Source organism: Olleya namhaensis, from assembly GCF_900114005.1.
GTDB classification, from domain to species: Bacteria; Bacteroidota; Bacteroidia; order Flavobacteriales; family Flavobacteriaceae; genus Olleya; species Olleya namhaensis.
The window spans coordinates 1-11,069 of record NZ_FORM01000009.1; the positions used below are offsets into that span (position 1 = coordinate 1).

Sequence of the window (11,069 nt, forward strand, 5' to 3'; positions counted from 1 at the left end):
AACTATTTTTTTTACCTTCTAAACGTCTAAAAAAAATCTTTTGAACTAGAAAATATTAACAAAAAAAGGTCAACCTATATCAGTATAATACAAAACAGCATATTTCAAAATATATATATAATAGTTGGAATAATCATTCCAATTATTATATATTTGCAAAGTGAATAAAAAACAAACCATATTATCATCTGCTCTTAAAATTCTTGTAAAAAAAGGTGTACATAACACACCTATGTCTGCTATTGGAAAAGCTGCAAAAACTGGAATGGGAACTATCTATAATTATTTCCCAAATAAAGATGCCTTAATTAATGAAATTTACACAGATATAAAAAAACAAGAAAAATTACTATTTGAAAAATTTGAAGCGGATAAGCCAATCAAAACTCAATTTGAAAACTATTTTACTATAGCAGTCGACTTTTTCATCGATAATCCTAATTATTTCCAATTTATGGAGCAACTGCAAGCTTCTCCTATTATAACGGAAAATAGTAAAGAAGAAGGTAGAAAATCTATTACTCCTATTTTTGAACTTTTAACACTAGGAAAACAACAACGTATTATAAAAAACATTGACATCGAAGAAATTTTAATGTTTATAGGTGGAGCTATTTTAGCTTATTTAAGATGGTATTTTAATCAAACAGAGAACAAACAAACCTCGCTTAAAAATCAAGTAATAATGGTTTGGGACGCAATCAAAGAATAAAAAAATTTATCAATAATCTGGAATGAACATTCATTCCAAAAAGTTAACAATTATGAAAAAAAACGTATTAATTACAGGAACGTCAACAGGAGTAGGATTTGAAAGTGCTATTCTATTCGCTAAAAACAACTATAAGGTTTACGCTACAATGCGTAATCTTAAAAAAGCTGACAAGCTTAAACAAAGAATTTTGGAAGAAAATCTTAACATAGAAGTACTTCCTTTAGATGTAACTAAAGTAGCCTCTATAACATCTGTTGTAAAAACAATTATAGAAAAAGATGGAAAAATAGATGTATTAGTCAATAATGCAGGAGCTGGTTTTGCAAAAACAACAGAGCAGGCTTCAGAAGAAGAAATTAGATGGGTTACTGACGTAAATTATCACGGAGTTGTATTTTGCACACAAGCAGTATTACCATATATGAGAAAACAAAAATCTGGTCAAATTATTAGTATTACTTCTGTTGGTGGTTTGGTTGGACAACCTTTTAACGAATTATATTGTGGTGCTAAATTTGCTGTAGAAGGGTTTATGGAAGGACTTGCAACCTATGTTAGTGATGCTTTCAATATCAAAATTACTTGTGTTGAACCAGGAGGTATAGCTACAGAATTTATGACGTCTGCTATTGAAAAAACAGCTATTAAGGGACAATTTGCAACAGGAGAATACGCACCAATATTTGACAGATATATGGCAGGAAACCAAAAAAGAGCAAATGAAAGCAAAGAGCAAGTGTATCAAACAGGAATAGAAGTCGCAGAAGTTGCTTTAGGTATTGCTCAAAACGAAAATCCTCCTTTAAGAATCCGAACTTCACAATGGGCTGAAGATTTTTGTAAGTTAAAAACAAAAGCTGACCCAGATGGCCATAAAATAGTGAAACAATTACAAGATAGTTTTTTATAATATGAAAGTAATATATTGGTCTTCGACAGCAATATTATCCGCTTTTCTCTTCCTAAGCTCTTATAGCTATTTATTCAGTAAAAGTACAATTCAAGGAATTAAAAATTTAGGATTTCCTGACTTTTTCAGGGTAGAACTAGCTGTTTTAAAGTTGATAGCTGCAATAGTATTACTAATACCTTTTGCTTCATTACAACTAAAAGAATGGACTTATGCAGGTGTTGGATTGTTTTTAATAACGGCTTTAGTCGCACATATCAAACATAAAGATTCTATCTTTATTATGCTTCTACTTCTAATACTTTTGGCGATTCTAATAATATCCAACATATATATGAACAAGCTTTTAAAATAAATACTGTGGGTAACATTGTATATAAAAAATAGCGAGGATAGCACAAATCATCAAGGTTTGTGCTTTTTTATATCTTTGTGTTTAACTGAAAAGTTAGTGAATTTAAATTCGCTACTTTTCAAGAACTGTGTTAAAAACCTATTAAAAAAACAATTAATTTTTAAGCAATATTCCTCTATTACATTTTCATCCTTGAATAAAAACATATTGAAAATAATTAAAAACAAAGTATTACCTAACTAATACACTCTTATAATTTTCGTCATACCATAAGTGAGATTTAGCAATTGCAAAGGACTGTTTCAATAGCTTATTACAAACAGCTACTAAAGCTAGTTTTTTACTCTTACCCTTAGCTACAAGTCTACCATAGAGTTCGCGACAAGCTTTATTATGTTTACTAGTGGAGAAGCTGCAAATAAATAATATTTTTCTCAATCGCCTATTCCACATTTTACTTATTCTAGGTCTTGACCGTATACTACTACCAGACTCTCTTATAATAGGTGTTAAACCAGCAAATGAACACAATTCTGATGCTGTATTAAAACGCTCAAATCCATCTGTCAAGACAATCAAAAGAGCACTAGCTTTAGCTCCTAAACCAGGGATACTTTTAATCCGACTATGCAAGTCCTGATACTCTTCTTTTACCAATTTCAAAACGGTCATCTCTAAAGTTTCAATTTCTTTTTTATAATAATTTAAGCTCCGTTTTATAGAGCGTATTACTCTAGGCACGGGACTGCCTTGAGCTTCTTCAGAGTGCAATTTATTTTTAAGAACAATAATCTCTTTAGTATATAAATTACTTAAACTTAATAAATGAGAGCATTCTATCTGACTCTTAGTCTGACCTGTCCATAACCTTGGAGTATTAATTAGAGCATACTCGTAAATCATTTTTGAATCACTCTTGTCTGTCTTAATTTTTGATAACTTCATCTGTATAAAACGTTTAACAGACAATGGATTCTCAACACTAACTTTAATGTTTTGTTCTATTAAAAAATAGGCCAATCGTAGATGATACACACCTGTAGACTCCATAACACAATGAGAATTATCTTCCATAAGTTTAAGGAATTGCTTAAAACCTTTAAGATCATTGCTAAACTGATGAAATAAATTATCATTGCCCATTACATCAAAAACATCCTTGCTAATGTCAATTCCAAAATAATTTGTATTTTCATTCATAATTAAAATGTTATGAAAGAACGTATCTACCGTGTTTTCTACAACTTAAAAACGAGATCCTTAGTCTCTTAGAACTGTACGAAATAATAGTAGAAAAGGGAGGGGATTCTCAAGAAAAACGAGATCTAGTCTCAATATACAAAATAACCTTAATCCTCTCTTTTTGTTCTTTCTGATTATATACTTAAATTTAATACCTTTAATCAAAAATCAAACTTAAGTTATACAAAACCGTTGTGCTTCATTATGACTAATCACTAACCAATGATAAAATTCTTTAGAAAAATTAGACAAAATTTACTTTCAGAGGGAAAAACTGGAAAGTATTTTAAATATGCCCTAGGAGAAATTGTGCTTGTCGTTATTGGAATTTTAATAGCATTACAAATCAACAATTGGAATGAAAATAGAAAGCAACAAGCTGAAATTACTGATATTTATAAGCAGATTGTACTTGATTTAGATAATGACATTGATGAATTTTCAAACGTTATCAAATATTACGATTCTATAAAACCCGTTTACGATGCTGTCATTTCAGATACTAGAACTATAGATTTATTGGACGACGGTTTGTCTCGATTAATGGTCGAAATTACAGCAACTAATATGAATAAAGGCGGTGTTGAACGCTTAAAATCAATTGCTTCTAAAGATAGTCTATCATTGTATTTGATTGAAATATATGATACTGGAACAGTCATTAATACTATGGAGAAAGAAATTACTGATGAAAGTTGGTTAATTGTAAATAAATTTAGAGATAATTACAGTTGGTATCCCGAATGGATAAGTAAAACAATAACAAAAGATAATAGCAGTAAGGAGCTACAAGATTATTTTGTAAATAGTCAAGAATATAGGCATTATGTTATTAGTAATTACCAGAAATTATATAATAATTATATACCGATTTTGGAATATGGTATAGTAGAATTGGAAAATATAAAGAAATCAATTAATGAACGAATAGATAAATAACGAAAGCACAACACCGTGTATAATTAATTGCTGGTTTTAGCCAATTTACAAAAGTCCTCGCGGACTTTCTATCTGTAATTTATTTGCTAACTTAGTTCCTTAAATCACGCAACTTTCCATACACAAAACCGTTGTGTACAATTAAACCAATGAATTTTCCTGAAATAGGTTGACTAAAAATTAAGCAATTAATTACAGTCACTTATGAAAACAAAAAATGAATGGAAAAATCAGAAACATACTAATACATTTTACACAACTTAATTTTCTTAAAAAAAACTACAAAACACCAACTATAAAGACCTTAAAACAGGTCGCTTAAAATATTACAAATTAGAATTATGAAAATCAAACAGACAATTACTTTAATTATTATTTTAATAAGCGCAACCGTTTCCTTTGCCCAATCTACAGACTTAGATAAAGACATTACAGAAATTAATATATTAATGAAAGAAAACGGAATAAATAATAAATACTACACCCAATTAAGTGTTAGTGATGATAAATTGATTTTTGAAAATGTTGGTAGTCAGTACAAACTAAAAAACACTCAGAAAAGAGAGATCACAATTGAAAAAATAGTATTAAAAAAAATAAAACTAACATCTACCAACCGTCATAATAGAACATTAACATCAACTATTGAAATTAAGACAAAAGGAAAACACATCTACAATGACGCTTTGAAAGGTAATTACTCCAATTGTTTTATCTTTTTAAAGGTGAAAAAAGAGGAAGTTGCTGAAACGGTTCAAAATAAAATTATTGAATTGATAACAAAGCTACAAGCTTAATATTTTTTTTCACAAATACGCCTAATTAAAAAAATCGCTGGTAAAGCGATTTTTTTTAGTCCAATATCTTGTTTCTGCTATTTAAGCTATGGTTAATACTACATTTACTTCCATTCTACACTTTCCATAATACGCTTAATATCTTTTTGCAAGTAGTGTGCGGCAGGTAAAATAGAATCGTAATTTGGTTTAGCATAAAAATAAAGCGATCCTGTTAAAAAGTGATTAATGCTATCTGTAATATAAAACTGCGATTGTGATGCTGCGTTACCACCAACCTCATAAAACATACCATACACTTTATTAACTGGGTTCTCCCAAACGACTTCCTCAATAGCGTCCGCTTTTTTAGTATGCTCTTGTGTAAAGTTTTGTGCGTTTTTAAGATATTTAGTTAAGCGCTCTTGACCATCAATAGCCTTATAGGTTAAGTAAACCGTCCCTTTAAGCTTCTTGTACTCTATATTTAACCCAAAGCTTTCCACATCATCTTTTAATGGCTTAAAACGTATGGTATCACTTTGCGCATTTCTATCAAAAGTAAATGGTAAATCTTGATCATAGGTTTTGTATTGTGCCTGCGGATACTCTAACCTTAGATATCCGTTTGGTTTTGGAATTGGGTCACTTCCACAGCTTAATAATACAATAAATGAGATAAGAATGACTATTGTTTTTTTCATAAAAAGAGCACTTAAACGCAATATTAGCGCCTATTTAGTTATTGTTTAAGGTAATGTAACCTTGACACGTTTTATTCGTTTTTTATCTAATGCTTCTATAGTAAAAACGTATTTTTCAAAATTTATTTTACTATTACGTTTCGGAAATCCTCCAGAATTTTCTAAAATAAAACCAGCTAATGTTTCTGCTTCCCCTTTATGGTTTTCAAAAACAGTATCGTCTTCTATTTTAATAATCTTATAAAAATCTTTCAAGGCAGTTTTACCTTCAAAAGCATAATTTTTATCATCTAGTTTTGAGTAAATCAAATCTTCGTCATCAAACTCGTCACTAATATCACCTACTATTTCTTCTATTATATCTTCTAAAGATACCAAGCCAGAAGTCCCACCATACTCATCTACTACCATCGCTAAATGGACTTTCTTTTCTTGAAACTCTGCCATTAAATCATCCAATTTTTTGTTTTCTGGCACAAAAAACGGTTCTCTTAATAGTGTGGTCCAATCAAACCCTTTTTTATCTATATATGGCAATAAATCTTTTACATATAACACACCAATAATAGTGTCCATATTATCTTTATAAACCGGAATTCTAGAATACCCATTATCAATAATTTCTGGTATAATCTCGCTATAGGGTTGCTCCACATTTAGAGCAAATACATCTATACGTGGTTGCATAACTTGTTTGGTATCTGTGTTACCAAAACTAACAATTCCTTGTAGTATTTTTTGTTCTTCTTTAGTGGTATCATGCTCACTGGTTAACTCTAATGCTTGAGATAATTGATCAACACTTAAATTTGATTTTTGCTTTCCTAGTTTGTTATGTATCCCTAAAGTTATACTACGCATAGGCAAACTTAAAGGCGAAAATAACACATCTAAAACACGCAGTGGATATGCCATAAACGTTGCAAATTTTAAGTTATTACGACTGGCATATATTTTTGGTAAAATTTCTCCAAATAATAATATTAAAAAGGTAATAACAACAACTTCTAATACAAACTTTGCTAAGGGAGAGGCAATACTTGCAAAAATATAATTACCTAAAAAGGCAAACAATATTACAATACCAATATTTATAAAATTATTAGCCACCAATATTGTTGCCAATAATTTTTTTGGACGCACTAATAGTTTTGAAATGATCTGAATTTGTTTTTTACCTTTTAAATTTTCGTCTTCTAAATCTGATTTGGATAGTGAAAACAAGGCCACTTCTGCTCCTGATATCATTGCAGAGCATATTAATAGTACTATTAATAGCACAAAACCAAGTACAACATTAATATTGTTGGTAACTAATAACGCTAAAAAACTCGAGGGTTCGGGATCCATAATTAATTATTAAAACGGAAGATCGTCATCACTAGAAACAGGTTTAGGTGCTGCTGGTTTTTCAGCCATTGGATTAGCTTGTTGCTTTGCTGGAGCAGCTTCTGGATCACGTTTTGTGTTTAAAAATGTAAAGTCCGAAACCTGTATTTCCGTACTATAACGCTCATTACCAGAGTCGTCTTGCCATTTTCTGTTTTTTATACGCCCTTCCACATATACTTTATCCCCTTTGGTTAAGTATTTTTCGCAAATTTCTGCTGCTTTATTACGCACCACTATATTATGCCAATCTGTATTAGTAACACGCTCATTAGTTTGCTTACTAACATAAGTCTCGTTAGTTGCCAAAGGAAAACGTCCAACACAACCACCGCCTTCAAAGTAGTGCATCTTTACTTCATCTCCTAAATGCCCTATAAGCATTACTTTATTTAATGTTCCTGACATAAGTTATGGTTTTTACCGCTACAAAATTACAGCTTTAAGCTTCAATGTAAATAAATTTAATAAAAAATATTGAGGTGTTACGGTTTATAGTTTAAAAATTAAATTTTTCAATAAAATTTCCAATCAAAATAGGCACAGGATAGTCCTTAATTTGTTTTATAGACACTCCTTTTGATAACTCTTGATCTAAAGTAACTATCCAAAATTTAGTATTTAAATGTTGATGTGATAATTTATGGACAATAACCTTATCATTATATAAAGACACATCAAACGTTGCGTCTTTTAAAATATCTAAATTTTCAATCTCGTTTACTATAACCTCATGCGTGGCTTCCTTTTCAGTTTCGATTAACGGAAACTGATATAAGTTTTGCCAAATACCACTACCTTGACGTTGTTCAATAATAGTTTTGTTGTCTTTGGACAGCATGACTATAAAATTAAAATGTTTTTTAGTAACCTTGTTGGCCTTCAGCTTGACTGGCAACTCACCTATTGTTCCTTTTTGTAATGCAACACACACCGTATTAAAAGGACATATATTACAATCCGGATTTTTGGGCTTACATAAACGTGCACCAAACTCCATTATAGCTTGATTAAAAGTCGCCGGTTGTTTAACATCTATTAATTGTTGTGCTAAAGCTTTAAACTCTTTAAACCCTTTTCCTGTATTTATGGCAGTTTCAATACCATATATTCTAGATAGTGCGCGATATACATTACCATCTACAACAGCGGTGATTTGGTTAAAACAAATGGATGCTATGGCACTTGCCGTATAATCTCCAACACCCTTTAATTTTAAAATATCATCAAAAGTGTCTGGAAATTGCCCATTTAATACATTTACTATATATTTGGCTGAAGCATGTAAGTTTCTGGCTCTAGAATAATAACCAAGTCCTTGCCATAACTTTAACACATCTTGCTCGTCTGCGTTTGCTAGGTCAAAAACAGTTGGGTAATAGGTTGTAAAAGCGGTATAATAAGGTAAACCTTGTACGACTTGTGTTTGTTGTAATATAATTTCGGAAAGCCAAATAAAATAAGGGTTAGTGGTGTTACGCCAAGGCAAATCACGCTTATTATCTGTGTACCAATTAATTAGTTGTTTTGAGAGATTCATTTATTAGAAAAAAGTAAGAAAAGCAAAAGTAAAGTTTATCACATTAAATTTTAATGAATTAGGTTTGAAATATTGAATAATAAATGACTATATTTGCCAACCCTTAGAAAAATTAATAACGCAAATAAGAAAAGAAAATGACTAAAGCTGATTTAGTAGCAAAGATTTCTGAAAAACTAGGAATTGAAAAAGGAGATGTACAGGCAACTGTAGAGACTTTCATGGAAGAGGTTAAAACATCTTTAGAAGGAGGCGACAATGTATACCTTAGAGGTTTTGGTAGCTTCATTATTAAAACAAGAGCAGAAAAAACAGGAAGAAATATTTCGAAGAATACGACTATCAAGATTCCTGCTCACAATATCCCAGCGTTTAAACCTGCAAAAGTATTTGTAGAGGGTGTAAAAACTAACGTTGACGTAAAGTAAAAACAATATAATCGAATTATTAATTTAAAAAAATTAACCCTATGCCAAGTGGTAAAAAACGTAAAAGACACAAGGTTGCAACGCATAAGCGTAAAAAACGTAGACGCGCTAACCGTCACAAGAAGAAAAAATAATTCAAAAAAGTAGTTTTTATAAACTACTTTTTTGGTTTATTAGAAACAAAGTTCTTTGAAATAGAGTTTATCTATAACACGTAAAACCTTGCGTGATTATTAAACTCTACCGGATTTAAAAAATCCTGTGAAAAAAAAATACCTTAACTTATTACAAGTTAAGGTATATGTATAATCCATCTGTACTTTATTGTATGGATAAAAATTAACCTAAATGGATAAAGAATTAATTATTAGATCTAGTCCAGAAGCTGTTGATTTTGCCTTATTAAAAGATGGAAAATTAATTGAATTACATAAAGAGGAAGATGGGAACAACTTTGCGGTTGGTGATGTGTTTATTGCCAAAGTAAGAAAAGCTGTTCCAGGTCTAAATGCTGCATTTGTTAATGTAGGTTATGAGAAAGATGCATTTTTGCATTATCATGATTTAGGTCCAAAAATGTCCTCCCTTTTAAAATTCACAAAAAGTGTAAGCACAGGTAAACTAAAAGATTTTTCTTTAAAAAATTACCCATTTGAAAAAGATATTGATAAAGACGGAAAGATAACTGACGTCTTAAAATCAAATCAGTCTATTTTAGTACAAATAGTAAAAGAACCAATATCTACTAAAGGCCCAAGGATTAGCTCTGAGCTGTCTATAGCTGGTAGATATATTGTTTTAGTACCATTTTCTGATCGTATTTCCATCTCTCAAAAGATAGAAAGCAAAGAAGAAAAAGAGCGCTTAAAACGTTTGGTTAGGAGTATAACTCCGCCAGGTTTTGGAGTTATTGTACGTACTGTAGCAGAAGGCAAAAAAGTAGCCGAACTAGATAAAGATTTACAAAACTTGCTTAGTCGTTGGACGGCAATGTGTAAAAAATTACATAAAGCAAATCATCCTGCCAAAGTGCTGGGCGAATTAAATAAAGCCTCTTCAATGTTAAGAGATATATTTAATGACACCTTCACCGGAATTCATGTAGACGATGATGCTTTATATGTACAAGTAAAAGAATATGTGCAGCAAATTGCACCAAAAAAAGAATCAATAGTTAAATTACATCAGTCTACCGTTCCTATTTTCGAAAAATTTGGAATAGAAAGACAAATCAAGACCGCTTTTGGTAAAACAGTCTCTATGTCTAAAGGTGCATACCTTGTTATAGAACATACAGAAGCACTTCACGTCGTAGATGTAAATAGTGGTAATAGATCTAACAAAGCAAACTCTCAAGAAGACACCGCATTGGAAGTAAACTTAATATCAGCAACAGAAGTTGCAAGACAATTAAGATTACGTGATATGGGTGGGATTATTGTAGTAGATTTTATAGATTTAAACACTGCAGAACACAGGAAAAAACTTTTTAATCATCTTCGTGATGAGATGAAAGATGATCGTGCCAAACACAAAATATTACCTCCTAGTAAGTTTGGATTGATTCAGATAACACGTCAAAGAGTAAGACCAGAAATGAACATTAAAACCAGAGAGGATAATCCTAACGGTTTTAAAGGAGAAGAAGTCGAAGCGCCAATTAACATTGTGCCTAAAATAACTCATGACTTAGAACAATTATTAAAAAAAGACTACAAAAAGGTGACCTTAAACACACATCCTTTTATAGCAGCCTTTTTAACAAAAGGTTTTCCATCGATTCGTTCAAAATGGTTTTTTGAACACAAAAAATGGGTAAAGATACAACCAAGAGATGCTTACACATACCTTGAATATCATTTTAATGATCAAAATGGTAAACAAATTAAATAACAAAAAAAACCTTACTATTTATTTAGTAAGGTTTTTTTTATGCCCAAAAACTAGCACTTTTTAGGGCGTTACCTTTGTCCTGATTTTTAATATCAGCACAAAGGTCAGGCTATCCGTTATATCTTTTTAGAATACTTGTAATACAAATATACAACAAGTTAAAAACCAACCACATTTC

At 30.7% G+C, this 11,069-nt stretch carries 12 protein-coding genes; 7 read left to right on the plus strand and 5 right to left on the minus strand.

Features of this window, described 5'->3' with window-relative positions; all coding sequences use genetic code 11:
- Nucleotides 1-160 precede the first annotated feature (160 nt).
- From BMZ09_RS13710 to BMZ09_RS13720, 3 genes are read left to right on the plus strand one after another with little or no spacing between them, the layout of a single operon-like run.
- A complete protein-coding gene (locus BMZ09_RS13710; RefSeq protein WP_090841606.1) occupies nucleotides 161-712 on the plus strand; it encodes a TetR/AcrR family transcriptional regulator in 552 nt (183 codons plus the stop codon).
- Between the two features lie 52 nt (nucleotides 713-764).
- Nucleotides 765-1,625 carry an SDR family oxidoreductase gene (locus tag BMZ09_RS13715; protein ID WP_090841609.1) on the plus strand — a complete coding sequence of 287 codons (861 nt, stop codon included), beginning with the start codon at nucleotides 765-767 and terminating at the stop codon, nucleotides 1,623-1,625.
- 1 nt (nucleotide 1,626) lies between these two features.
- Nucleotides 1,627-1,980: a DoxX family protein gene (locus BMZ09_RS13720; protein WP_090841611.1), complete on the plus strand. Its 354-nt coding sequence runs from the start codon at nucleotides 1,627-1,629 to the stop codon at nucleotides 1,978-1,980.
- A 231-nt stretch (nucleotides 1,981-2,211) separates the two neighbouring features.
- On the opposite strand, the gene BMZ09_RS13725 is transcribed toward BMZ09_RS13720, so the two are convergent.
- Entirely contained in the window at nucleotides 2,212-3,180 is a 969-nt protein-coding gene (locus BMZ09_RS13725; RefSeq protein WP_090841613.1) for an IS110 family RNA-guided transposase, read from the minus strand.
- Between the two features lie 264 nt (nucleotides 3,181-3,444).
- Between BMZ09_RS13725 and BMZ09_RS13730 the strand changes: the two genes are divergently transcribed.
- The gene (locus BMZ09_RS13730; RefSeq protein ID WP_090841615.1) at nucleotides 3,445-4,161 is read left to right on the plus strand and encodes a DUF6090 family protein; all 717 of its coding nucleotides are present in this window, start codon (nucleotides 3,445-3,447) and stop codon (nucleotides 4,159-4,161) included.
- Between the two features lie 341 nt (nucleotides 4,162-4,502).
- Nucleotides 4,503-4,958: a hypothetical protein gene (locus tag BMZ09_RS13735; protein ID WP_090841617.1), complete on the plus strand. Its 456-nt coding sequence runs from the start codon at nucleotides 4,503-4,505 to the stop codon at nucleotides 4,956-4,958.
- 104 nt (nucleotides 4,959-5,062) lie between these two features.
- Here the strand turns inward: BMZ09_RS13735 and gldD are convergent, their stop codons facing one another.
- The 4 genes from gldD to mutY form a co-directional block, all read right to left on the minus strand.
- On the minus strand, nucleotides 5,063-5,641 hold the full coding sequence (gldD, locus tag BMZ09_RS13740; protein WP_090841620.1) for a gliding motility lipoprotein GldD: 579 nt from the start codon (nucleotides 5,639-5,641) through the stop codon (nucleotides 5,063-5,065).
- A 45-nt stretch (nucleotides 5,642-5,686) separates the two neighbouring features.
- Nucleotides 5,687-6,991, minus strand: a complete 1,305-nt coding sequence (locus tag BMZ09_RS13745; RefSeq protein WP_090841622.1) for a gliding motility-associated protein GldE — start codon at nucleotides 6,989-6,991, stop codon at nucleotides 5,687-5,689.
- 9 nt (nucleotides 6,992-7,000) lie between these two features.
- A complete protein-coding gene (locus BMZ09_RS13750) occupies nucleotides 7,001-7,438 on the minus strand; it encodes a single-stranded DNA-binding protein (protein WP_090841625.1) in 438 nt (145 codons plus the stop codon).
- Nucleotides 7,439-7,529: 91 nt separating this feature from the next.
- Complete coding sequence (gene mutY / locus BMZ09_RS13755) at nucleotides 7,530-8,570, minus strand: A/G-specific adenine glycosylase (protein WP_090841627.1); 1,041 nt, start codon at nucleotides 8,568-8,570, stop codon at nucleotides 7,530-7,532.
- Nucleotides 8,571-8,707: 137 nt separating this feature from the next.
- Between mutY and BMZ09_RS13760 the strand changes: the two genes are divergently transcribed.
- Nucleotides 8,708-8,998: an HU family DNA-binding protein gene (locus tag BMZ09_RS13760; protein WP_055442767.1), complete on the plus strand. Its 291-nt coding sequence runs from the start codon at nucleotides 8,708-8,710 to the stop codon at nucleotides 8,996-8,998.
- A 348-nt stretch (nucleotides 8,999-9,346) separates the two neighbouring features.
- A complete protein-coding gene (locus tag BMZ09_RS13765; RefSeq protein WP_090841628.1) occupies nucleotides 9,347-10,891 on the plus strand; it encodes an Rne/Rng family ribonuclease in 1,545 nt (514 codons plus the stop codon).
- The last annotated feature ends 178 nt before the right edge of the window (nucleotides 10,892-11,069 follow it).

What these genes read in the sequence shown, in the direction of transcription:
- BMZ09_RS13760 (WP_055442767.1), top strand. Translation starts at nt 8,708, where the DNA reads ATGACTAAAGCTGATTTAGTAGCAAAGATTTCTGAAAAACTAGGAATT.
- BMZ09_RS13735 (WP_090841617.1), top strand. Translation starts at nt 4,503, where the DNA reads ATGAAAATCAAACAGACAATTACTTTAATTATTATTTTAATAAGCGCA.
- BMZ09_RS13765 (WP_090841628.1), top strand. Translation starts at nt 9,347, where the DNA reads ATGGATAAAGAATTAATTATTAGATCTAGTCCAGAAGCTGTTGATTTT.
- BMZ09_RS13745 (WP_090841622.1), bottom strand. Translation starts at nt 6,991, where the DNA reads ATGGATCCCGAACCCTCGAGTTTTTTAGCGTTATTAGTTACCAACAAT.
- BMZ09_RS13720 (WP_090841611.1), top strand. Translation starts at nt 1,627, where the DNA reads ATGAAAGTAATATATTGGTCTTCGACAGCAATATTATCCGCTTTTCTC.
- mutY (WP_090841627.1), bottom strand. Translation starts at nt 8,570, where the DNA reads ATGAATCTCTCAAAACAACTAATTAATTGGTACACAGATAATAAGCGT.
- BMZ09_RS13730 (WP_090841615.1), top strand. Translation starts at nt 3,445, where the DNA reads ATGATAAAATTCTTTAGAAAAATTAGACAAAATTTACTTTCAGAGGGA.
- BMZ09_RS13725 (WP_090841613.1), bottom strand. Translation starts at nt 3,180, where the DNA reads ATGAATGAAAATACAAATTATTTTGGAATTGACATTAGCAAGGATGTT.
- BMZ09_RS13715 (WP_090841609.1), top strand. Translation starts at nt 765, where the DNA reads ATGAAAAAAAACGTATTAATTACAGGAACGTCAACAGGAGTAGGATTT.
- BMZ09_RS13750 (WP_090841625.1), bottom strand. Translation starts at nt 7,438, where the DNA reads ATGTCAGGAACATTAAATAAAGTAATGCTTATAGGGCATTTAGGAGAT.
- gldD (WP_090841620.1), bottom strand. Translation starts at nt 5,641, where the DNA reads ATGAAAAAAACAATAGTCATTCTTATCTCATTTATTGTATTATTAAGC.